A 24,371-nucleotide genomic window follows, 5' to 3' on the forward strand; every position below is an offset into this window, starting at 1 on the left:
TCTATTACGCTTTCGCGAAAGCGTAACAAACCCAACCAGTACCAATCATTAAGAATCTATGTCTTTACAATCTACCATTGAAACTCACGTAAAAACGGCAGTAAGCCAACTATTCAACGCAACGCTTCCAGAAGTGGAATTTCAAGCAACGCGGAAAGAATTTGAAGGAGATATTACGGTGGTAGTCTTCCCGATGCTTAGAGTGGTAAAAGGAAACCCTGTGCAAATAGGCACACAAATAGGGGAATACCTTGTGGAGCATGTGGCAGAGATCACTGCATTTAATGTGGTTAAAGGTTTCTTGAATCTTGTAATTGCAGATAGCTTTTATATGTCTTCATTTGCAGATATACAAGCAGCCGAAAATTTTGGAAGAACACCAGAGTCTGGAAAGGCAGTAATGGTGGAGTACTCATCACCTAACACAAATAAGCCACTTCACTTAGGTCACGTGCGTAATGTATTACTGGGATACTCTGTGTCTGAAATTATTAAAGCTGCAGGATCAAAAGTGTATAAAACGCAGATCATTAATGATCGTGGGATTCATATTTGTAAATCTATGCTCGCTTGGGAGCGTTTTGGTAATGGCGAGACGCCAGAATCTACAGGTCTTAAAGGAGATAAGTTGGTCGGGAATTATTATGTGAAGTTTGACCAAGAATATAAAAAGCAAATAGCAGATTTAGTTGCTGCTGGAAAAACAGAAGAAGAAGCAAAGAAGGAAGCACCGCTTATTCTTGAAGCTCAAGAAATGCTACGCAAGTGGGAAGCTGGAGATGCTGAGGTTGTTGCCTTGTGGAAGAAGATGAACGAGTGGGTATATGACGGATTTGAAGTTACTTATAAAAATATAGGAGTAGATTTTGATAGCTATTACTATGAGAGTAACACATACTTACTTGGGAAAGATAATATAGAAGAAGGTCTTGCAAAGGGAGTTTTTGAGCAAGATCCAGATGGTTCTGTATGGTGTGACCTTACAGAAGATGGTCTAGATAGAAAAATTGTGTTGCGTGCAGATGGTACTGCGGTATACATGACGCAGGATATAGGTACTGCAATACAACGTGTAAAAGACCATCCAGATGTAGGCGGTATGATTTATACCGTAGGTAACGAGCAGGATTATCACTTCCAAGTATTGTTCTTGATTCTTAAAAAACTAGGATACGACTGGGCAGAGAACCTGTTCCATCTAAGTTATGGTATGGTAGATCTTCCTTCTGGAAAAATGAAATCTCGTGAGGGAACTGTAGTAGATGCAGATGATCTCATAAACGAAGTTGCACAAACAGCAGGTGAAATCTCTGAAGAATTAGGGAAACTAGAAGGCTACTCTGATGAAGAGAAAAAAGCACTTTATAAGACGATAGGTCTTGGAGCTCTTAAGTACTACATATTAAAAGTAGATCCTAAGAAGCGTATTTTATTTGACCCTAAGGAGTCTGTAGATTTTCAAGGGAATACAGGTCCTTTTATACAGTATACTTACGTACGTATCCAGGCAATCTTGCGCAAGGCAAAGGAAATGAATGTTCCTGTGGAAATTGCTCAGGAAAGAACATTGCATCCTAAAGAAAAGGAATTACTTAAAATCATTCAAGAATATCCAGCAACCATACAACTGGCTGCGGCGCAAAAGAGTCCTGCCATTATTGCAAACTATACCTATGATTTGGTAAAAGAATATAACTCATTCTTCCAGCAAGTACAGATTTTGGGTACAGATAATATAGAGGATCAAAGTTTCCGTGTAGCGCTTAGTAAAGAAGTAGGGCTGGTAATAGAAAGTGCCTTCAGCTTGCTTGGGATTGAGGTTCCAGAACGTATGTAGGGAGATCAATTACACATAAAAAAAGCGAGACTGAAAGTCTCGCTTTTTTTATGCTTATCTATTACGGATGATTACCGCAACACAATCTTCTTCACAACCTCTCTACCTAATTCTTCATTGATCATTTTGAGAATTTTTTCCTTTCCATAAGAGAGTTCTTCTCTAAAGACGGAAGAGCTTAGGTTTACAAATAGTGTTTCCCTCTCAAAACGTATGGAAGTAGTGTAGGTTTCAAAAGCTGGATTGAGTGCAAACCATGCGCCTGTAACATCCACTTTATCCATTCCTTTGTTGAGTTTATTCTTTTCAACAAATTCTCCTAAGGCCTGACTTATGGAAATAGGGTCTGTGTTTCTTTTTGCCATTAATCGAGTGCTAGGGGTGTGTATTTTCTGTAAGTATATATGAGTCCATCTTCATTGATTAAGACAAGCTCATCGGTAGTTGCTTTCTTTACGATTTCTTGCCAGGTGTCCATCGGAGTAGCATATTCTAGTAGTAATAAATCATCCTTGTAAACTACATTGATGTTTTCGCTAGATTGCGACGTTGTAAATTCTCCTACTACGTTAGGTTGTACTTTTTTACGAACACCCTTTCCGTCTGCATTTACTTCAAAGAAGTCAATATTCTGACTCATGCTGAACTCTTTTACTTGTCCGTTAAGGTTTTCAATGGAAGCAATTTCCCAATAACCGCTTATGTGTTTTAGTTTTTCCTCATTAGACTGTGTGCAGCCTAGAGTGATGGCTAGAATGAGTAGTAGGTATAAATTTTTCACGAAAGTGTACTAAAAGTTGAAATGCAAAATACGATAAAAAGAATGTCTTATTGAGCGCGTTCCAGATGAAAAAGCTCATAACTCTGATGAATATTTTTCACCACACTTTCCGTGCGTTCCGGATGGGTGTCACTTATAAATAGTTGGCCAAAATCATTGGTGTTTACTAGCTCAATGATGTGTTGCACTCGACTTTCATCTAGCTTGTCAAAAATATCATCAAGTAACAGTAGCGGCGTGGTGCCACTTTCTTGCTTTATAAAATCAAACTGTGCTAGTTTTAAGGCAATGAGATATGATTTTTGCTGACCTTGACTTCCAAACTTTTTTACGGGATGACCATTAATTTCAAATTGAAGATCATCTTTATGAATACCTACGCTTGTGTATTGCAAGGAGCGATCTTTTGCTAGCGCATTAGTAAGAGAGTGCTTGAGCGGCATGTCGCTTAGTGTACTGCTGTAGGTAAGTGTCACATGCTCTGTGCCGCCACTTATCGCTTTGTAGCGCTCGTTAAATATAGGAGCAAAGCGTTCTAAAAACTGTTTGCGCTTTTCAAAAATAGGAGTTCCAAAGCCTTCAAGTTGCTCATTGTAAACGGCGAGTGTATCTGCATTAAAGGTGCTATTTGCTGCAAAATATTTGAGCAAGGCATTTCTTTGAGCAAGTATTTTAGAATATCCTAGAAGGTTAGAGAGGTAGCTTTTGTCACTTTGTGAGATTACGCCATCTATGAATTTACGGCGGGTGTCACTTCCTTCGGTAATAAGATCTCTATCTGCTGGTGAGATAATAACAAGTGGTAAAAAGCCTATGTGATCTGCAAAACGCTCGTATATCTTAGCATTGCGTTTTATTACTTTCTTGCTACCTTTTTTTGCGCTAACCACGACTTTCTCATCACGACCGTCTTTTTCATAAACTCCGTTTACTACAAAGAAATCTGCATCGTGATTTATGTTCTGACTAGTAACTGGATTAAAGTAGCTTTTACCAAAGGATAAGTGATAAATCGCATCGAGTATATTAGTCTTCCCCACGCCGTTATTTCCGACGAAACAATTTATTTTTGCATCAAAGGTAAAGTCCTTGGACTCAAAATTCTTGTAGTTGATAAGAGAGAGAGATTTCAGAATCATAGGGTGGTGTAGGTGTGCAACGCTTTTACAAAAGCTTAGTACATCTAGTAATAGTGCTTTATTAGTCTTCAAAATTAAGCATTAATTTCCCTTTCATAATTCAATAAATATTATATTTTTGCCCGACTAATAAACGACGAAATATGGCAACATATAATAAAAGAGGATATAAATCGAAAACGAAGCCTGAAAAGGAAGAAGTTGAAGAGTTTATAGATGATAGCGAAAGCACAACGGCAGAGGTCTTTGAATCACTAGATGAAGGAGCGAATAAAGCAGAGGAGTGGTTTGAAAAAAACCAAAAACCTGTGATAGGAGTTATCATAGCTATCCTTGTGATTGCTTTATTGTACCTAGCATACAGTAAATTTGTTGCAGAACCTGCAAGAGCAGAAGCAGCAAATGAGCTTGTAGTTGCTCAAGAAAGCTTTACAACAGCACTAGAAGCAACAAATACTTCTGTTAAAGATTCACTATATATGGTGGCACTTAATGGAAAGAACGGTAAGTACGGTCTTTTAGACGTAGCAGATAACTATGGAGGAACTCCTTCTGGTAACCTTGCTCACTATTATGCTGGAATGTCTTACCTTGAGATTAAAGATTATCAAAACGCAATTACTCACTTGCAAGATTTTTCTAGTGATGATAAAATGCTAGCACCACTTGCAAAAGGAGCAATAGGTGACGCATTCATGCAACTAGGTCAAGCAGATGAGGCTCTTGATTATTATGAGAAAGCAGCAGGGATGAACGCAAATGACTTTACAACACCACGTTTCTTATTTAAAGCAGGTGTAGCAGCAATCGATCTAGGAAAGATGGATGCAGCAGTAAAGCATCTTACTCGTATTAAAGAAGAGTATGCAACATCTGAGTATGCAAGTCAAGTAGACTTATACTTAGGTCGCGCGCAAGCAGCAAAATAACATAGACTAGCGCATTTAAAGCGCTTTGTACTATAACATAAATTACTATTATGGCAACAGCAGGTAACAACCTCTCGGCCTATGATAAAGCAACCATCCCAAACTCGAAAGACTTCAAGTTTGGGATTGTTGTTTCTGAGTGGAACGATGAGATCACAGAAGGACTCTTTAAAGGCGTATTTGACGCTTTAAAGGATTGTGGGGCAATTAACGACAATATTGTGCGCTGGAATGTTCCAGGAGCCTTTGAGCTCATCTATGGAGCTAAAAAGATGATACAGGCATATGACATGCTAGATGCTATTATCGTCATCGGTACCGTGATTCAAGGTGAGACTAAGCATTTTGATTTTGTATGTGAAGGAGTGACTCAAGGAATTAAGGACCTGAACTTGCAACAAGATATTCCTGTGATTTTCTGTGTACTTACAGATAATAACATAGAGCAGTCTAGAGCTCGTAGTGGCGGTATACACGGTAATAAAGGAACAGAAGCAGCGATTGCAGCTATAAAAATGGCGCAATTGAGAAAAGATGCAAAGTTCTAAATGTTGTAGGGTTACGCTTTCGCGAAAGCGTGATAAACAAACAATAATTTTTTATATCTCATAGTAGTTGTTGTACTATTTGTGTTTCCGTTTGGTGTGATTGTTCTTAATTCTCTAGGGAGAATGAATGGAACGGTACGCTTTTTGGATACGATATTGTATCTTTGAAACAACAGTATTATGGGAATTATAAAACGCACAAACAAGAAGTATAGTTACGAGCCGCGCTATTATAATAGCGATAAGGAAGGGAGTCCTTTTAAGATAGAAGGACGCTTTGATGAGCATCGTAAAACGCTTAACTACAATGGTGGACTAAAGAAAAAGTTTACTACTGCGTGGGATGAGCTCCAAGAAAGTCGTAAAGGTGGATATAATCGTACAATCGCAATTGTATTCATTCTCATGGTATTATTATTTCTTTGGATAATAGACTTCGACTTATCCATATTTACAAATCCGCTATAACCGTAAGTCCTAATGGCAGACATTATAAAACTCTTACCCGATCACGTAGCAAACCAGATCGCTGCGGGAGAAGTTGTGCAACGTCCAGCTTCTGTGGTAAAAGAATTACTTGAAAATGCTATAGATGCAGGAGCATCTACCATTAAACTTATAGTAAAAGATGCTGGTAAAACCCTGATCCAGATCATAGATGATGGAAAAGGAATGAGTGATACTGATGCTCGCATGAGTTTTGAACGTCACGCGACATCTAAGATTACTACAGCAGATGATTTATTTAATTTAAATACAAAAGGTTTTCGTGGGGAAGCACTTGCATCTATTGCCGCAGTTGCTCATGTAGAACTTAAGACGCGTCCAGAAGGAGCAGAGGTTGGAACGCGCATAGAGATAGAAGGTAGTAAGATTAATGCACAAGAGGTTTGTGCTACGCCTAAGGGAACTTCGCTTTCTGTAAAAAACCTGTTTTTTAATATTCCAGCGAGGCGTAATTTCTTAAAATCTAATAGTGTTGAGCTACGTCATGTAATTGACGAGTTTCAACGTGTTTCACTTGCGCATCCAGATATTGCTTTTGCAATGTATCATAATGAGGGTGAGTTGTTTCAATTACCTCAAGGGAATCTTAAACAACGTATTGTGGCTATTTTCGGTGGTAAGACTAATGAGAAGTTAGTTCCCGTTCAAGAAGAGACAGACATCCTTACTATTGACGGATTTGTAGTAAAACCTGAGTTTTCTAAGAAGACACGAGGGGAGCAGTTCTTTTTTGTAAATGATCGTTTTATAAAAAGCGCATATCTCAATCATGCTGTAACGGCAGCTTTTGATGGTCTCTTGCCAGAAAGAGCTAGAGCGAGCTACTTCTTATACCTTAAGGTAGATCCAAGTACGATTGATATTAATATACACCCTACCAAGACAGAGATAAAGTTTGATGATGAGCATGCATTATACGCAATGCTACGCAGTACCATCAAGCATAGTTTAGGGCAATTTAGTATTGCGCCAGTACTCGATTTTAATCGCGATAGCGAACTCGATACTCCTTATGATTATAAAAATAAGGGTATTGTGACGCCTAAGATAGAAGTAGACCGCACATTTAATCCCTTTGAAAACGTAGCGCCTCCAAAACGTGGAGCGCAACGTCCAGAATTTGAGAAGCCTAGTGCTGCTGGGTGGGAGAATATGTATGAAGGGATGGAATCTCAAGCAACTGCCGTAAGTACCATGACTTTTGAGAAAGAGGTGAGTACTCCAAATATGTTTGAGAGCGGACTTAATGGTGCTAAGCATAGTACCCCGACTTCGTCTTCTCAAAATGAATCATCTACCTATCAACTTAATAATAAGTATATAGTTAGTACCATCAAAAGTGGGATGGTGATTATAGATCAGCATAGAGCGCACCAGCGTGTCCTTTATGAAGAGTTCTTGCGTAACATCACGGTAAAGGAATCTGTAAGTCAGCAATTGTTATTTCCATTAACCTTGGCTTATAGTACTACAGAGCTAGCCCTTATTGAAGAACTCAAAGCTGGTCTAGAAAACACAGGTTTTATCTTTGGGACTATAAGCGGAGATATTCTTGAGATAAACGGAATTCCTACTTCTATCACAGAGAGCCAAGTGCCAGTGGTGATAGATCAATTACTAAGTGATCTTGAAAACGAGGTGCCAGATAGTGGCTTTAGTCAAACGGATACACTAGCTAAGAGTATGGCAAAAAGTCTAGCTGTAAAAGGTGGCGTATCATTAGATAGTGCATCTAGAGAGCATCTAGTAAATAGCCTTTTTGCTTGTAAAGAACCGAGTATTTCACCTACTAATCGCAAGACGTTTGTGACAATGACAAGTGAAGACTTAGAAAGAAAATTTAAGTAGGTATGGGAAGAATAACTGAAACAGTAAAAATACTACTGATAGTTAACGTGATTTTCTATCTAGGATCTCTGTTTATTATTAAACCAGATCCAGCGATGCAATTATTTGCATTATGGTTTGTTGAAAATCCTAGCTGGCAAGTATGGCAGCCACTCACGCATATGTTTATGCATGATATGGGAAGCCCTATGCACATACTTTTTAATATGTATGCGCTTTGGATGTTTGGAAGCCCTATCGAAAATGCACTTGGACAAAAACGATTTGTATTCTTCTATTTTTCGGCAGGATTAGGTGCAGCACTTATACATACACTCGTCAATTATTATCATTTTAATAGCGCAAGCGATGCTATAATGGCCTTAGGTTTTAATGCTGAGGATATAAAAAGTATTCTAAGTACAGGTTCATTTAGTGAGGTTATACCACGAGAAACCGCTCAGGAGTTATACGAGTCATTCGCTGTGCCTGCAGTTGGTGCATCTGGTGCAATAATGGGATTACTTGTAGCGTTTGGGATGCTGTTTCCTAATGCTTCATTAGGATTACTATTTATTCCTGTACCTATCAAGGCTAAATACTTTATACCTATCATTGTGGGGATAGATTTATTTTCTGGAGTAACAGGCTTTTCAATTTTTGGGGCAAACATTGCACATTGGGCTCACTTTGGAGGTGCTTTATTTGGATTTGTAATGATGTTCTACTGGAAGAAACAAGGATTAGGTCAATATTGATATTTACATATGGCAAATACATCACTAGCATATAAATATAGTACCGCAAATATTGCAATCAAATTGATTGTGATCAATGTAGCTGTGTACTTGCTTTTTAATATTATCCCGTGGATATCTGGTTTAGGATCAGATTTTTTTAGTAGATACTTTGTATTGCCATCAGACTTTGTGAGATTCTTGCAGCAGCCGTGGAGTATACTTACATATGCTTTTTTACATGCTGGTTTTGGGCACTTGTTTTGGAATATGGTGTGGCTTTATGTCTTCTCAAGGTTTGTTTTAAACATTTTTTCTGAAAAGAAATTTATAGCAATTTACCTTCTAGGAGCTATCGCTGGAGGAACACTTTTTGCATTATTATATAATGTACTTCCAGCATTTAGAGGTACAGGTGTGTTGCTAGGTGCAAGTGCGGCTGTAAATGCAATTGTAGTCTTCATAGGTACATACACACCTAATGCAGAGATAAGGATATTTACATTTAACATTAAGCTATGGTGGATTGCAGTATTTGTAGTGCTTAGAGACCTATTAATGCTAGATTCTGGAAACGCTGGAGGATTAATATCTCACTTAGGTGGTGCGGCTTTTGGATTTATATATGCAAAGCAATTACTTAAAGGTAATGACATTGGATTGTGGTTTGAAAAAATCATGGATTCTGTAACAAGTTGGTTTACTAAAACACCTAAAAAAGAAAAGAAATCTCCGCTTCGTACGGTACATAGAACAGCAAAGAATGCAGGGTCTAAAACGAGAAGTACTGCAACTGGATCAAAATCTGAGCAGCAACAACGCATAGATGCTATTCTAGATAAGATTAGTAAAAGCGGTTACGATAGTCTGTCTAAGGCTGAGAAGGATTTTTTATTTAAAGCCGGTAAGGAATAAGAGATGAAAAAGCTCGAATTCTTCGGTAAGATTATCTTCTTTGTAAATAGCATATTTGCCGTACTTCTATTAGCTAGTTATTTATTACCATTTATACCTCCACATATCTTTCCAGCACTTTCAGTGCTTAGCCTTGTGCTTCCTGTATTGCTTATCATCAACTTTTTGTTTTTGATGTATTGGCTTTTCAGAGGAAGGAAGCAATTGTTATTATCTGCTATTATTCTAGCCTTAGGGATTACACATATTTTCTCTCTTGTACGTATAGGTGGAGGTGAGGATATAGGTGATGGAACCACATTAAAAGTGCTTACCTATAATGTGCGACAGTTTAATATTCATGGTTGGTCTGATGAGGTTAAAGTAGGTGAACGTACCATACAGCTAATCTCAGATAAAAACCCTGATGTTGTTTCTTTTCAAGAATATTACCCAGGATTTAAACCTGATGAGAAGGTTTATCCTTATGAGTACAAAGTGATGAAATCTCCTAGTAAATCTTTTGGTCAGGTGATTTTTTCAAAATATCCAATTATCAATAGTGGTTCATTGGATTTTGAAAATACTGGTAATAATGGAATTTACGCAGATATAGCGACTGCTACTGATACAGTAAGAGTGTATAATATGCATTTTCAATCTTTCAGTTTATCTCCTAATTTAGCAAACTTGCAAAAGGAGAACTCAAAAAAATTACTGGGTAGATTGGGTCAAGCTTTTGAAAAGCAAGAAACTCAGGTTGCTAAGTTTTTAAATAACGAAGCTATATCTCCCTATCCGGTTATCGTAACTGGCGATTTTAATAATAGCGCTACTTCTTATATGTATCGCAAGGTGAAAGGTGATAAGGTTGACGCTTTCGCGAAAGCGGGATCAGGAACAGGAGCAACCTTCTGGTTTGACATCATTCCTTTGCGTATAGACTTTATCTTAGTAAATGAGTCTTTACCGGTTACAAACTTTGAAACCTACGATGTGGATTTAAGTGATCACAAGCCTTCTATGGCGACTCTTATGCTAGCTCGTTAGATAGATCAACCTTTGCTAGATAATCTTGTGCGCTTGGGCCGAGATTGAATAGTAAGTCAAGAATAGTTAGGTTAGATAAATAGCCATGATTCTCGTTAAAGAGTTGGTGATATTCCGGTAAAGGATAGCTTGGTTCTTTTTTTGCCTGAACGAGATCTCTATAATCTAGTTGTTCAGGATTTTTAAAAAACTCTTCAGTAAGAATAGGTGTGATTTCTAGTTGCAAGCACTCCATAATAACAGCATGACAAGCGTTATTAAAGTCTATAAGGCTTTCATAAGTCGTATGATATAAATGCTCAAAATCGTCCTCATAATACTCAAAGTATGGTGAGGTTTGATATGCAATTTTTAGAGACCTCCAGTGATCACGTTGCCAGTGAAATTTATTCTCAATCTTTACATCATAATATTGTTGGCGCTCAGTCTTATTCTTTCGGTGAAGAATAGGAACAATGAGTGTTAACTCACCAGTAGATGTAGCAATCTTCATACGCGTGCGGTACGATTGCTTTTGAAAATTCCCCTTAGCTTCAATGTGAAGTTGTTCGGTTTGATAAATTACGGCATATTGTATAATAGGAGCACAGTAGCCTACGGTAATAAGAGCTGGTTTCATAAATTACTTCTTAGCCTGTTTTTTCTTTCTAAAGAAAGACCATCCTATGTATAATAATAAGGCTCCTAAAAACCAGTAGCGATAACTTACTAAAGGTCCATTACCACCTACGGTTGTAAATACACGATCCCATCGTATTCCGTTAAAACCAGGAACGTTTGCGTCTTTACTAAACCATACAAACACAGGCTTACCTACTACGTGATTAAAAGGAACGTAACCCCACGCTCTCGCATCTTGCGAGTTATGGCGGTTATCACCCATTAACCAGTAATAATTTTGCTCAAAAGTATACTCGGTAAGAGGCTCACCATTCATCAATATTTGGTTACCGTTAACTGTGATTTCACGTTCTCTACCCATTTCATAACCTTCATAAACTTCAATGATGCGCTGGTAATAAGGAAGACTCTCTGTATTTATAGCTACTGTGGTACCTTCTTCTGGAATGTAAATAGGCCCAAAGTTATCTACACTAGAAGCTCGGCCTGGCATGGCTCCAAAGATTCCATTGTTATTTTCTCTCACATCATATCGTGTGCGTTCAATACTTATGATATTTGCATTGTTTTTTAATTTTTCAATGGCTGCCTCACTTGCGTGCGCCATGTGTTCATACGGTCCATTCGGTCCTTCTGCCCCAGATAAGTAAATATCAGAAATTTCATAGCGACCATTCACTAGATCTGTAGGTACTACATAATTCCCATTTACATCTGTAGCTCGTTTTACGAGTAGCTCCTTAGATACAATCTTATAGCTAAACTGAATACGAGCACGATCTGGAAGATCGTTTTGCTCTCCATTGATATATACATAGCCATCGCGTACTTCAAGAGAATCTCCAGGTACACCTACAGCTCTCTTTACATAGTTAGACTTCTTGTCTATAGGCTTGCGCACGCTACCGCGCATGTGACCAGGTGTAATATCTGTAAGCGTATCAACTGGCCAGTTAAAAACTACAATATCATTACGCTTGATATCTTGAAAACCAGGAAGTCTAAAGTAAGGTAATTGTGGTCTCGATAAGTAACTCTTGGTTTTTGTACCGTAAATGGTGTCATGCAGCATAGGTGTTGCTACGGTAGTGATAGGTGTTCTTGCTCCGTAATGAAATTTACTTACGAATAACCAATCACCTACAAGTAATGTTTTCTCTAGTGACGAAGACGGGATTACAAATGGTTGCATAAAGTATGTATGCACTAATGTTGCAGCAACTATTGCAAATAATAATGAGCTTGTCCATTCTCCGCTAGACGATTTAGGATTAATATCTCTATCGTGTTTGTATGGAGCATCTGTGGCGTAATTGATGTAGTATAAATACAATCCTCCTGTGAGCACCGTAAGCGCTGTATCTTTAAACGTGTTAAAGCCAAATGATCTAGCAGTTTCTACCCATACTACAGGTATCATAATAAGGTTTACGATAGGTACAAATAACAAAATGGTCCACCATTTAGGACGATTTATAATACCCATGAGTACTACTGCATTGTAAACTGGTACTGCTGCTTCCCATGCTTTACGACCAGCGCGTACGTAGAGTTTCCAAGTTCCAGCAAAGTGTACTGCTTGAACAATTAGAAAAAATATAAACCATTGTATAAGTGTCATCTATAATATTTTGAATCTGTAAGTTGGTCTTACGTTATTAGATATTGTTACAAGTTAAAGACCTAAAACGTCCCTCATAGTGAAAACTCCTTGTTTTCCTTGTAACCATTCTGCGGCAACTACGGCTCCTAGAGCAAATCCTTGCCTAGAATGAGCTTCGTGGCTTAGGGTTATAGTATCTATCTCACTTTTGTAGTTGATAATATGTGTGCCGGGTACAGTTCCTTCCCTTTCGGCAGAAATTGGGAGGTGATTTTCTTGTATGTTCTGTCCTTCATTGAGATCCCAAGCTGTATAATCTGATGCTTCAATAATACCTTCTGCAAGTGTGATAGCGGTGCCGCTAGGTGCGTCTAGTTTTTGAGTGTGGTGTATCTCGGTCATATCGACTTTATAGTCTTTATGAGGCGCCATGATAGCTGCGAGTTTTCTATTAAACTCAAAAAATAAATTAACGCCTACGCTAAAGTTTGAAGCATAAATGAATCCACCTTTGTTCTTAGTACAAAGAGCAATCATATCTTGATAGTTGTCCAGCCAACCTGTTGTTCCAGAAACAACGGGTACTCCTGCTTCAAAACATTTTGTAAGATGGTCTACAGCACTATCAGGGATGCTAAAATCAATGGCAACATCTGCATCTGCGAGAGTAAAGCTCTCAGGAGAGTTTACTCTTGCTACAATCTCGTGACCTCTATCTGTGGCAATGCTTTCAATGGTTTTACCCATTTTGCCATAACCTAGGAGTGCTATTTTCATATACTAAAACTTGTAATTAAAAGAGAGTCCATAATTCATGGTCTGCCCTAAGTCGTCAAAATAAAGTGCTGGACCAAAAGTCAAATCATCATCCACATCATATTGTGATAAGTGTGCATCCACATTTGCTTCTATAATCTGGAGAATATAAACCCCAGCCGAAACTAAGATAAAAAGATCTCTTCTTCTTCTAAATTGATCTTGACCATTAATAAGTGCATCATCAGAAAAGATTTCGGTAGTAGTACCATCTTCATTGATTCTGGTAAACTCATCTAGACGACCGGCAAGTCTATCTTTAAAGGCTGTTCTAAAACGTTCAGACCGATTACCATTAAAGGAGACACCATATATCGTCGAGCCCAGAGCTCCATATACTAATGGAAGCTTCCAGTAATCTTTATTATAAATTTGACCTAGACCAGGAAACACAGCACCGTAAAAAGCGGCTTTAGCTGGTCTCAATGGGTCGTAAGGCTCTTTGCTAGATACGCCTGCTACCTCATCTGCATCTATGATAGTTTCGGCAGGAGCGTCTTGTTGCGCTTTCGCGAAAGCGTAAAAACACAATAAAAAAACCAGTAAGAGGTATTTGTTACTTTGCACCTTTAATTAATTTCTGTAAGCGATTAAAGTCCTCTTCTGAAGAAAAAGGAATAGAAATTTTTCCGCGACCATTTTTTGCCACTTTGATATCTACTTTTGCTCCAAAATACTCAGCAAAGTCTTTAGTTCCTTTTTTAATGAACTTAGGAGTTTCTTCCTTTTGCTCTGTAGGTGTTTCAATGATAGAGGTAGCATGGTAATTTTTTACCAATGCCTCAGTCTGTCTTACCGAAAGTTTTTCTTGTAAGATTTTTTCATAAATATCCAGTTGGTCACTAGTATCATCTACATTGATAAGTGCACGACCATGTCCCATAGACAAGAAGCCATCACGCATACCAGTTTGTACAATAGGATCTAGTTTTAATAAACGTAAGTAATTTGTGATTGTAGATCTATTTTTACCCACGCGGTCACTCATTTGTTCCTGCGTAAGGTTAATCTCATCTATTAATCGCTGGTATGAAAGTGCGATTTCTATAGGGTCAAGATCTTGTCGCTGTATGTTTTCAACAAGAGCCATCGTGAGACTCTCATTATCATTTGCAATACGTATGTATGCAGGAATCGTAGCATTACCTATTAATTTTGAAGCTCTATAACGACGCTCTCCAGAAACCAATTGGTACTTACCGAAACTCATCTTACGCACCGTAATAGGCTGTATAACGCCTAGTTCGCGTATAGATGAAGCAAGCTCTCTTAAAGTTTCCTCATTAAAACTTGTACGGGGTTGAAAAGGATTCACATCAATATCACCTAGATCTAGCTCAATGATATTACCTACAACCTTGTCTGCATTTTTATCTTCGGCGCTCTTAATGTCGTTTTCTGGATCTTTCAGTAATGCCGAAAGTCCGCGACCTAGCGCTTGTTTTTTTGTTGCTTTAGCCATTCTAGCTATTATTTTTTGTAATAAGTTCTTGAGCTAGGCTCAAGTAATTAGTAGCTCCTTTACTTGCTGCATCGTAGTTAATAATGCTTTCGCCATAACTAGGTGCCTCACTTAAACGTACGTTACGTTGTATGATTGTCTCAAAAACCATTTCACTAAAATGTTTTTGAACCTCTTCAACCACTTGATTAGATAATCGTAGTCTTGAATCAAACATTGTGAGCAAAAGCCCTTCGATATCTAAATCTGGGTTGTGAATTTTTTGAACACTTTTTATAGTATTTAATAATTTTCCTAATCCCTCTAGTGCAAAATACTCACATTGAATTGGGATAATTACAGAATCTGCCGCTGTAAGCGCATTAAGTGTGAGTAAGCCCAGTGACGGTGCGCAATCTATAAGTATATAGTCATACTTATCTCTAAGGTGACCTATCGCCTTTTTCATCATGTACTCACGAGCCTCCTTATCTACAAGTTCTATTTCTATAGCAACAAGGTCAATGTGTGCGGGAATGATATCAAGGTTAGGTGAAGACGTCTTTATAATCGCCTCCTCTGCATTATTAGTATGCTCTAGTAGTTGGTATGTTCCTACCTCTACGGTTTCTACATCAATGCCTAGTCCAGAGGTTGCATTAGCCTGAGGATCTGCGTCAATAAGGAGTACTTTTTTCTCTAGCACACCTAGTGAGGCAGCGAGATTAACAGAAGTAGTGGTCTTGCCTACACCACCTTTTTGGTTTGCAATAGCAATTATTTTACCCATAAAATTTGAGGACGATTAGGAGGTAAAAATACAATTTAAAATGGGTAATTGAAATGGATTAGAAATGAAAAAGCCGAGAAGAATATTCTCGGCTCATCGATATTTTAGAAAGTAGTGGATAACACCAGTAAAATCAAGACAACTATTTCCATTAATTAAGAAATAAAATCTGTTGGTTTTATTTTGAGATAGCTTTTACCTCTTCTTCGGTAATCATTTCTTTTTGAGTGTTCCCCCAGTTATTCATGATGTAATTCATCACATCTGCCACTTCATCCTCATAAAGTTCTAGGTTTGCCATCACGCCATTATAGTCAATACCGTTTACAGTTATAGGACCTTGTTGTCCATATTTTACAGCTTTTATTGCCTCTTTATAACGATCTTCTGTGAGCCAGTCTGAACCTGCCAGCGGCGGGAAAGTTCCTGCTACACCTTCTCCTTTGCCTAAGTGACATTGTATACAAAAGTCTTGATATACCTCTGCACCACGTTCTATTGATTCGGCAAGTGGGTCTTGTGATGTGTAAACTTCTTTTTCCGCTATCGCGAAAAATAAAAACACACTAACTCCTGCCGTACATAAACTTATAAGTAGCTTCATTATTTCTTAACTAGTTTAAGGATTCCTTTTCCCTCTACACCTACATAGATAGTGCCATTGTGATTAATCACATTGCGCACACGACCTACATCTTCTAGTAATTTTTCACGAGCAACTACCTTGTCATTTTCTAAAATGGCAAGCTCTAGGTATTCAAATTTAAGCGAACCTATTAATAAGTTACCGTCAAGTTTTGTATCACCAGTGTTGGTTGCAAAAGTCATCCCAGAAGGAGCGATAGAAGGAACCCAGTAATACACTGGCTGCTCCATTCCCTCTTTTTCTGAAATTTCTGTAAACGTAGTTCCGCTATAGTTGATACCATAAGAAATTACTGGCCACCCAAAGTTTTTACCAGCCTCTGGGATATTAATCTCATCGCCTCCACGTGGTCCGTGCTCGTGTATCCATATCTTACCTGTCTCAGGGTGTACCGCCATTCCTTGCGGATTACGATGTCCGTAAGAGAAAACAGCCTCTTTTGCTCCGTCTTGACCTACAAAAGGATTATCTGTAGGGATACTTCCATCTGCATTGAGTCTATAAATCTTACCTCCATCACGAGTAATATCCTGCGGATTTTGATCTCTTTCACCACGATCTCCTATAGAAAAGTAGAGGTATGCATCCTTATCAAAACGCACACGACTGCCAAAGTGATGTCCCTTTCGCGTGTTTGGGCTTCCTTTGTATAATACCTTCTTTTCGGTAAGCGCGCCGTCTTTTAATTTTGCTCTCATAAGTGCCGTCATCGCACCATCTTTTTCGCCTTCTGGTGATGAGTACGTAATGTAAATCCAGCCATTAGTCACATAATCTGGATGCAAGCGTATGTCAAGTAAACCACCTTGATTACGCGTTACCACCTCTGGAGCTCCAGTAATCATTGTCTTCTTGCCATCCTTAAAGTGTATGAGCTCTCCACTTTTTTCAGTGATAAGCATAGACTCATCTGGCAATACCGCCAGTCCCCAAGGGTTAGTAAGTTCTGGAACAATAACCTCATAGGTATAATCTAGGTTTGAGGTTAGTGTGACATCATTTTCTCTAGTTTCTTGCGCGCAAGCCACACTTGTTACTAGCAATATGAGTATATGAGTAATGCGAATTTTCATAAGTTTTAATTTTAATGGCAAATTACAGAATAATCACCACACTCTATGATGTATTAACAATTTGAAAACACGTGTTAGAGGTTAGAATCTTATCTTTAATCTATGCAAGAGTAAGCTCGTAGTCAGTTATATCAATTTTGGTGATAAAGCAATGGGTTTTCTTGATAACTTGATTGTAAGGTTTGGCTTGTAAAACCTACTTTTGTAAGGAAGATATAAATAAGAATTGTGCGATTGTAAAAGTGTTTATTACGCTTTCGCGAAAGCTTAAAATAATATAGTATGTCAGTAGAAAAAGTAAAATGCCTTATCATAGGTTCAGGACCAGCGGGATATACCGCAGCAATATATGCAGCACGTGCAAATATGGCACCAGTGTTATACCAAGGGCAGCAGCCAGGTGGCCAACTTACAACTACAAATGAAGTAGAGAATTTCCCTGGGTATGTAGATGGAGTTACTGGACCAGAAATGATGGTGCAGTTAATGAAGCAAGCACAGCGTTTTGATACAGATGTGCGTGACGGATGGGTGACTAAAGTAGATTTTTCTGGAGACGTGCATAAAGCGTGGATCAACGGAGAAAAGGAAATACATGCAGAATCAATTATCATCTCTACAGGAGCAAGTGCAAAATATTTAGGATTACCTTCTGAGCAGAAGTATCTTAAAATGGGTGGAGGTGTATCTGCCTGTGCTGTTTGTGATGGATTCTTTTATAGAGGTCAAGAAGTGGTAATCGTAGGTGCTGGAGATAGTGCTTGTGAGGAAGCGCACTACCTTTCTAAACTATGTAAGAAAGTAACAATGCTCGTACGTCGTGACGAGTTTAGAGCATCAAAAATTATGGCTGCCCGTGTTAAGAAAACAGAGAATATTGAAATCCTTTTCAACACAGAAACTGTTGAGGTATTAGGTGACGATGTAGGTGTGACAGGAGCAAGAGTAAAGAATAATGTAACTGGTGAAGAGCATGATATTGCTGCAACTGGATTCTTTGTAGCGATAGGGCACAAGCCTAACACAGATATATTTAAAGAATATTTAAAGTTAGATGAGACTGGATATATTATCAATACACCAGGAACTTCTAAAACGAACGTACCAGGAGTATTTGTATCTGGAGATGCAGCAGATCACGTGTACCGTCAAGCAATCACCGCTGCCGGAACAGGATGTATGGCAGCCCTAGACGCAGAGCGTTACCTAGCTTCTAAAGACGAGCTTCCACAAGACGAGCCAGGAGTAGGTTCTACTTATGTGGATGAGGTTCCAGCTGCACGTCAGTAAAGGACATACCTTATATAGAATTTAAAAACGACAGCTAGAGCTGTCTTTTTTTTGCTTGTGATTCTTTGCAGGCATCTCCCTGACTCCCTCTTCAAAGAGGGACACTGTTGTGATTTAAGGCTTTGTATTTTGCGAAGCAAAATACAAAGCCCTCTGAGTGTTCCCCTCTTCGAAGAGGGGCTGGGGGAGACGTTTTTTATCACTTACTTAATTCGTCGAAGTGAAATTCAAAGAGTAATATTATCATGAATTACTTACGACTTCAAAAATCTTATTTTTGAAACTTATCAAATCAAATCAAATCAAATCAAATCAATTCAAATGGATTCTTTACACACCTCATATTTCAATGATAAAAGTGTTGAGCAAATAATTGATTATTTAGTCAAGAAGAAAATGACGGTTGATGAATTAAAAATTCGTTTGAAGTTTTCTAATGCTCATACAATTGATGATGAAAAACTCATTCAAAAATTATCATTTGCAGAGAAAAGAATGAATGAACCCTTAGAATTATCGTTGAAGTTATTCTATCTATTTTTCCCATTTGGTATTGTAAATTTTCTTTCTAATGAAGATGATAACTATAAACGTTTCTCTCAGCTCGGATATATTAAGAAAATTAGGAGCTATAATATTATTTCGCTTTTTGGTGTGCTTCTCTATACAATAGGAGGTTTACTTCTATATATGTACTTCTCAAAATAACTACCTCCAAGAGATTAAATTCGTTTATTATTCTTGCAGGCATCTCCCTGACTCCCTCTTCAAAGAGGGACACTGTTGTGGTTTAAGACTTTCTATTTTGCGAAGCAAAATAAAAAGTATCGTGAGTATTCCCCTCTTCGAAGAGGGGTTAGGGGAGATGTTTTTAAAATCATTTCTCCAACCCCTTCTCAAGCGCCTTTTTTATCCCTTCTAGGTTTTCAGTAAACTCCATCATTTGAGAGAGTACTTGTGCCATCTCGTTCTTATTACCAAATCCTTTGAGTTTATTATTCTTTACAAAGGTTTCTTTCATCGTGTCCCAGCGCTGTTGCTGCGTTTCATCTAGCGAATTGATGAGCTCACGATATTTTAACAAGTTGGCCTCTGCGCTTGAAGTGAGAGTTTGTGACTCACTTTCATAATGTGATAGTAACAAGGTCGCAAGCTCAGTGTCATTCATAATGGGAACTACTTTGGCTACCAGTTTATTCATATCACGGTATGACCCTTGAAGTTCAAAAGAAGGCTCTGTGCGGTAGGCATCTTCTTGCGCAGCACTACGTATGTATTCTGCATTTACTTTAAGAACAGTGTTTCGTATGGTAATTACCTTTTCTAGTACTTTTGTATAATCTGCCACTTCTTGCGCTGTGTGATTCCCTTTGAGCTGACTGTCCTGCGTCCCATTTTCTATGCGGTCTATTAAGGTATACACATCTTCAAAATGACTACTACTCAACTGCTGCAGTAGCGGATTTGCAGTGAGCGAATTCTCAATAAGACTCAATTTAAATAGATGTTCTGTATCTCCTATAATATCTCCCAGGTTATAAATATCTGCCCTGTTTGCAAGCATATCTGGTATACGGAATTTCTCTCCACTCTCTGTATATGGGTTACCCGCCATTATCACACAGAATTTCTTGCTACGTAGGTCATAGGTTTTTGACTTCCCATTGTACACACCCTCTATCTTACGTGTACCATCAGATAAGGAGATGAATTTCTGTAAAAACTCTGGATTACAGTGCTGTATATCGTCTAGATATAGCATCACATTATTCCCCATTTCAAAAGCTACGTTCAGCTTTTTAAGTTCTTCACGAGCGGCACTATTTGTGGCACTTTCTGGATCTACAGAGGTTACTTCGTGACCTATCGCTGGGCCGTTAATTTTTACAAAAACAAGTCCTAGACGGTTTGCGATATATTCCATCAGGGTAGTTTTTCCATATCCTGGTGGCGAGATGAGCAGTAACATACCCATACGGTCGGTACGTTTATTATCGCCCACGGTTCCTAATTGCTTTGCAAGGTTATCACCAAACAATGGGAAATACACTTGGTCAATCAGCTTATTACGCACGAAGGATGTAAGCACTCTTGGTTTAAATTCGTCCAGTTTTAAAGCTTCTTTTAACTCTTCAGTAACCTCGTGTTTTGCTTTCTTAAATGTTTCAAAAGCGGGTACTTGCTCGGTTACAAATAAGTTGAGCCTTGCCGTAAAGTCGTGGTAGTTAAAGTTGAAGACACCTTCGGTTATTGTGCTATGATCACCGCTTAAGCCAGTGATTTTCTCATTTGGAGAAGCTGCTTTTGTTTTTAAAACTGACTCGTCTTCAAAGAGTAATAAACACACTACTTCATCTACGTAGCGCACATCGGTAAGACTTTCTTGGGTGCGTACAAATGCCGTCACCCACTGTTTTACGAGCTGTACTTTCCCTTTTAAGCTAGGGAGGGACTCATAACTTTTCTTAAACTTAAGGTCTGCCTGTTGTTGTTTTAACGCTTTCGCGAAAGCGTCTTTTAAACGTACCGCAACACTACTACGCACAAACTCTGTGTCGCCTTGAAGCTCATCAAAGATATAGGTCGCAATGGTCTGACTTAACTCGGGTGAGAAAAGGGATTCCGCTTTCGCGAAAGCGTGTATCTCCTCACTTAAAGTCTCAAAGATAAATTGGTACTCCTTTGCATCTGGAAAAAACTGTAACACCTCTCCCGAAGCCTTGATCGTTTGATCTAGTGTTTTTTTAGTGCTATCTTCAATACTGTTCCAGAAATACTGAGCGTACGCCCTAATTTCTGGTGCGTAGGTGAGTAGCCCTAGCTCGTTGTGTTTGTGTACGAGTACCTTTAAAATTTTTGAAGCATCTACATCGTGTACGCCTTTTACATAACCCTCTGCATAGTCATTGCGACTTTCTTCTTGCACAATCGCAAGTAGCGCATCATCGCCAGCTTCTAGAAGTGTTTTTTTGTCAAGTTTGTTAAATAACTTATAAGCCAAGTATGCACTGCGATACACCTCGCTAGTTTCTGAAACAAACTCCTGATTCCAAATATGGCGAGAAGCGAGAAGCGTTTCATTTGAAAGTTCTTGGTAAAAATCTGTTCCCGTAAGGTGATAGTTAAGCGCACCATCTTTGAGTACAATAGTGAGATCAAGTGGTTGCTTGTTTACACCAAATTTATGCTTACCAAGTCGTATCACCGTATCTCCATCTTCATAGAGATCTAGTTTGTCTTTGAGCTTGCGCAATGCATCTTCACGGGCTGTTTTAAGTCCAGTCTCGATCTCTTCTGCCTTTCCAGTATCTTCTTGCTCCTTAAGTTGCTGTACGATATCGCGCACCTTATTGATCATAAGATCTGCGGCAAAATATCCGTTTATTTCCGAAGCTGTTTTAAAGCTTTCGGCTTTTTTACGTACACCTTTTAAGATACGTTCTGAGGCATTTTTTAATGCCATCGCCTTTTTATTGCGCTTTTCTACAAGTGCATTTTTACTTGCTTCAAAAGCTCCGTACACTTCCTCGCGCTTTTCAATTATAAGCGTGATAAACTCACCCCAATCTGCAAACTTTCCTTCTAGTTCTTCTAGTTGGATTGAGATTTTAGTCTGGAATTCATCACACTTTTCTGGCGTGGTGGCAATATCTAGGTAGTTTATGATACTTTGATCAATTAACTTAAGCTGCGCAGCAAAATCTGCTTGCGCCTCTGCACTTCCTAGTGATTTTTTCTTATTCTTAATCCCAGCCTTCAACTGATTGATAGTCGCAAAAATGAGCGAGATATCATCAATAATTTTAGTAGAGTGGGAGGTGTCTTCTATATCAAGGTTAGACACAATATCAATAAGTAGTTCTAGATCTGTCGCAATCTGATTTACTTCTTCTTCAAGCTTTTTGGCTTCGATCACTTTCTTGATCTTTTCCATTGCGCCTTTCTTCTCAGCTACCGCTTCATTATAAGGTTTTAACGCTTTGTCGTCTAGTAAGAACTGTACACACTTCTCTGAGATCTTTTGGGTCTGTACCGCGATTTCTTCCTCTAACGTTTTCACGAAAGTGGGATCTACATAGCGTATGTCATTAAGCGAGATGGTCTCGCCACGCAACGATCGTAACTGTGTGAGCAGCGCCACAAAATCATTAATAGATTTAAAAGAAGTACTTTTTATTTTGCCAAAAATCTCATCAGCCTTTTTCTGAATCTCTTGCGTTTGCTTTGCAGCATTACGCTTAAGTTGGACCACTTTTTCAAATTCATCGATTGCTGCATTTGCAGCTCCGTTTATCTCAGTAAGTGGTATGTTAAGCTGTTGCGTTTCTGGCTCTGGAAGCCAGTAATAGGCGTCAAGAATATCTTTAGAAAACTTGGCTAGATCACTATATAATCCATCGTAATTATCCTCCTTGTTGAGTAGCGTGACAAGGCCGTTAACCTCAGCCATTGCTTTTACGATATCTTTATTTCCTATTTTATACAGTAGCGTGTCCTCGTGTTGAGAGGGCATATAATCGCCCTTTAAAAATGGGGTTTGCCAGATCTGTATGACGTGATGCTTGGTCTGCTCATTTTCGGTTTTAAAATAGCTGAGTTCGCCATTTTTTAAAACGGTAAATCCATTACAGATAATAGGAGTTTTAATTTCTTGAGTAATCACATTGTATGACATCAAGTTGTAAAGTCCTGCCTCTGGGGAGTAAAAAACATACAAGAAATCCTCTCCGTTAGGCGAGCTGATTTTCTCTTGAAATTTTACCTTTGGGATTGCATTATCAAAGATGTTATACTCTCCTGTCTGCAAGTAATAACCTGTTGGGAAAATAATACCCTGATCATCTGGAAGTAATACACAAGTATCTTTTACACTTTGTATTTTTTGAACTTGCTTGAGTTTGTGATTATAGACAAAATAACGAGCTTCCTCTTGAAAAGGTTTGATCTCAAGCGCCAGTAAATTACCAAGATCTGCATAACGGTATTGCCCATCATCAAGTGTCTGGTCGATGTGCTCCACAGGTTCATCAAGGATTCCTTTTCCTTCTTCTGTGTTGTCCTCTATTTTAATGGTAAGATCACCACCTATGGTTTCTACAAACACCTTGTCAAGTATAGAAACGTGTGCGTGTACACCATAACGATGCATATCGCGCGTAGCTTCTAACCACTTAAAATCATGTTGTTTTGGAAACTTGTATTCGTGTTCACTACGATTATCTACGTATTTTAAGGTGTCATCGCTTATAAGCCATTTAAATGTTTTAATATCTGTAACACTATCACTTAGCTGAAACACCATGTAAAGGTAATTCCCGATGATGGCAAACTTTGAGAAAATAGTATTACGGTAGTACTTGTATAAATTTGCAAAATCAAGAAGAAAAATATCATCTTCTAGTAATGTTAGTGGCCTTGGCTCAAAACGATTGTCTTTGAACTCATAGGCACTAAAAACATCACTAAGGTGAATGTCTGTGCGCAATCCAAAATGCACATTATATCCAAAAAGGCATAGATTATTGAGAGAAACGATGTCACGAGCAATACAGTTATTCTCTGTATTGATACGGTCATTTGCAATGAGCTTTGTCTCAAGAGAGCCAAAGACATCTTTACGTTCCTCATTCAGTTTTTGAAGGCGTTCTTGGAGATCGATTTTCTGCTTTTGCAGTCTACCTTGTATGATCTCATAAGTACCGCCGTCTAGTGACTGTGATGCTTTAGGTTGTGTATCTGGAGTTTCGTTTGCCATAGATGTTGGAAACTGTGCGTTGATTTAATGATTGACTTATAGGTAGTATAGTTCCACAGAAAATGGAGGTTTACGCTTTCGCGAAAG

The 24,371-nt window shown here is 38.5% G+C and carries 22 protein-coding genes; 10 read left to right on the forward strand and 12 right to left on the reverse strand.

All coding sequences use genetic code 11. From position 1 onward, the window contains the following. Positions 1–58: 58 nt before the first annotated feature. Complete coding sequence (gene argS / locus JM84_RS05905) at positions 59–1,837, forward strand: arginine--tRNA ligase (RefSeq protein ID WP_013749968.1); 1,779 nt, start codon at positions 59–61, stop codon at positions 1,835–1,837. Positions 1,838–1,908: 71 nt separating this feature from the next. Here the strand turns inward: argS and JM84_RS05910 are convergent, their stop codons facing one another. Genes JM84_RS05910 through recF form a run of 3 tightly spaced genes read right to left on the reverse strand, consistent with a single transcriptional unit; the run spans position 1,909 to position 3,757 of the window. After that, the gene (locus JM84_RS05910; protein ID WP_013749967.1) at positions 1,909–2,202 is read right to left on the reverse strand and encodes a DUF721 domain-containing protein; all 294 of its coding nucleotides are present in this window, start codon (positions 2,200–2,202) and stop codon (positions 1,909–1,911) included. Then, a complete protein-coding gene (locus tag JM84_RS05915) occupies positions 2,202–2,618 on the reverse strand; it encodes a hypothetical protein (RefSeq protein ID WP_013749966.1) in 417 nt (138 codons plus the stop codon). The genes JM84_RS05910 and JM84_RS05915 overlap by 1 nt, the downstream gene beginning before the upstream one ends. A 47-nt stretch (positions 2,619–2,665) precedes the next feature. Beyond that, positions 2,666–3,757: a DNA replication/repair protein RecF gene (gene recF / locus JM84_RS05920; protein WP_013749965.1), complete on the reverse strand. Its 1,092-nt coding sequence runs from the start codon at positions 3,755–3,757 to the stop codon at positions 2,666–2,668. Positions 3,758–3,900: 143 nt separating this feature from the next. Here recF and JM84_RS05925 point away from each other — a divergent pair, with 143 nt between their 5' ends. The 7 genes from JM84_RS05925 (at position 3,901) to JM84_RS05955 (ending at position 10,249) form a co-directional block, all read left to right on the forward strand. Next, positions 3,901–4,686, forward strand: coding sequence for a tetratricopeptide repeat protein (locus tag JM84_RS05925; RefSeq protein ID WP_013749964.1), 786 nt, complete (start codon positions 3,901–3,903; stop codon positions 4,684–4,686). 50 nt (positions 4,687–4,736) lie between these two features. Continuing rightward, positions 4,737–5,234 carry a 6,7-dimethyl-8-ribityllumazine synthase gene (gene ribH / locus JM84_RS05930; protein ID WP_013749963.1) on the forward strand — a complete coding sequence of 166 codons (498 nt, stop codon included), beginning with the start codon at positions 4,737–4,739 and terminating at the stop codon, positions 5,232–5,234. Between the two features lie 180 nt (positions 5,235–5,414). Next, on the forward strand, positions 5,415–5,702 hold the full coding sequence (locus JM84_RS05935) for a hypothetical protein (RefSeq protein WP_013749962.1): 288 nt from the start codon (positions 5,415–5,417) through the stop codon (positions 5,700–5,702). A gap of 12 nt (positions 5,703–5,714) precedes the next feature. Continuing rightward, positions 5,715–7,589 (forward strand): DNA mismatch repair endonuclease MutL, encoded by a 1,875-nt coding sequence (mutL, locus tag JM84_RS05940; protein WP_013749961.1) that lies wholly within the window; start codon positions 5,715–5,717, stop codon positions 7,587–7,589. A gap of 2 nt (positions 7,590–7,591) precedes the next feature. Beyond that, positions 7,592–8,326, forward strand: coding sequence for a rhomboid family intramembrane serine protease (locus tag JM84_RS05945; protein ID WP_013749960.1), 735 nt, complete (start codon positions 7,592–7,594; stop codon positions 8,324–8,326). Between the two features lie 9 nt (positions 8,327–8,335). After that, a complete protein-coding gene (locus JM84_RS05950) occupies positions 8,336–9,220 on the forward strand; it encodes a rhomboid family intramembrane serine protease (protein WP_013749959.1) in 885 nt (294 codons plus the stop codon). Between the two features lie 3 nt (positions 9,221–9,223). Further along, the gene (locus JM84_RS05955; protein WP_144783227.1) at positions 9,224–10,249 is read left to right on the forward strand and encodes an endonuclease/exonuclease/phosphatase family protein; all 1,026 of its coding nucleotides are present in this window, start codon (positions 9,224–9,226) and stop codon (positions 10,247–10,249) included. Here JM84_RS05955 and JM84_RS05960 read toward each other — a convergent pair. From JM84_RS05960 to JM84_RS05995, 8 genes are all read right to left on the reverse strand, one after another. Then, the gene (locus JM84_RS05960; protein WP_144783229.1) at positions 10,233–10,868 is read right to left on the reverse strand and encodes a WbqC family protein; all 636 of its coding nucleotides are present in this window, start codon (positions 10,866–10,868) and stop codon (positions 10,233–10,235) included. The genes JM84_RS05955 and JM84_RS05960 overlap by 17 nt on opposite strands. Before the next feature lie 3 nt (positions 10,869–10,871). After that, the gene (gene lepB / locus JM84_RS05965) at positions 10,872–12,491 is read right to left on the reverse strand and encodes a signal peptidase I (RefSeq protein WP_144783231.1); all 1,620 of its coding nucleotides are present in this window, start codon (positions 12,489–12,491) and stop codon (positions 10,872–10,874) included. Between the two features lie 54 nt (positions 12,492–12,545). Next, on the reverse strand, positions 12,546–13,250 hold the full coding sequence (gene dapB / locus JM84_RS05970) for a 4-hydroxy-tetrahydrodipicolinate reductase (RefSeq protein ID WP_144783233.1): 705 nt from the start codon (positions 13,248–13,250) through the stop codon (positions 12,546–12,548). Positions 13,251–13,253: 3 nt separating this feature from the next. Next, positions 13,254–13,856, reverse strand: a complete 603-nt coding sequence (locus JM84_RS05975; protein WP_144783236.1) for a DUF5683 domain-containing protein — start codon at positions 13,854–13,856, stop codon at positions 13,254–13,256. Next, positions 13,846–14,751 carry a ParB/RepB/Spo0J family partition protein gene (locus JM84_RS05980; protein WP_144783238.1) on the reverse strand — a complete coding sequence of 302 codons (906 nt, stop codon included), beginning with the start codon at positions 14,749–14,751 and terminating at the stop codon, positions 13,846–13,848. Before JM84_RS05980 ends, JM84_RS05975 begins: the two co-directional genes overlap by 11 nt. 1 nt (position 14,752) lies before the next feature. Further along, positions 14,753–15,520, reverse strand: a complete 768-nt coding sequence (locus JM84_RS05985; RefSeq protein ID WP_013749952.1) for a ParA family protein — start codon at positions 15,518–15,520, stop codon at positions 14,753–14,755. A 178-nt stretch (positions 15,521–15,698) separates the two neighbouring features. Then, positions 15,699–16,124: a c-type cytochrome gene (locus JM84_RS05990; RefSeq protein ID WP_144783240.1), complete on the reverse strand. Its 426-nt coding sequence runs from the start codon at positions 16,122–16,124 to the stop codon at positions 15,699–15,701. Next, positions 16,124–17,239 carry a PQQ-dependent sugar dehydrogenase gene (locus tag JM84_RS05995; protein ID WP_144783242.1) on the reverse strand — a complete coding sequence of 372 codons (1,116 nt, stop codon included), beginning with the start codon at positions 17,237–17,239 and terminating at the stop codon, positions 16,124–16,126. The genes JM84_RS05990 and JM84_RS05995 overlap by 1 nt, the downstream gene beginning before the upstream one ends. Positions 17,240–17,521: 282 nt before the next feature. Here JM84_RS05995 and trxB point away from each other — a divergent pair, with 282 nt between their 5' ends. Together trxB and JM84_RS06005 are read left to right on the forward strand one after the other, a co-directional pair. Next, entirely contained in the window at positions 17,522–18,529 is a 1,008-nt protein-coding gene (gene trxB / locus JM84_RS06000; protein ID WP_144783244.1) for a thioredoxin-disulfide reductase, read from the forward strand. Positions 18,530–18,850: 321 nt separating this feature from the next. After that, on the forward strand, positions 18,851–19,237 hold the full coding sequence (locus JM84_RS06005; protein WP_013749948.1) for a hypothetical protein: 387 nt from the start codon (positions 18,851–18,853) through the stop codon (positions 19,235–19,237). Between the two features lie 169 nt (positions 19,238–19,406). On the opposite strand, the gene JM84_RS06010 is transcribed toward JM84_RS06005, so the two are convergent. Further along, a complete protein-coding gene (locus JM84_RS06010; RefSeq protein ID WP_144783246.1) occupies positions 19,407–24,284 on the reverse strand; it encodes a DNA repair ATPase in 4,878 nt (1,625 codons plus the stop codon). Positions 24,285–24,371 lie beyond the last annotated feature (87 nt).

The organism is Dokdonia sp. Hel_I_63 (assembly GCF_007827285.1).
Taxonomy (GTDB): Bacteria; Bacteroidota; Bacteroidia; order Flavobacteriales; family Flavobacteriaceae; genus Dokdonia.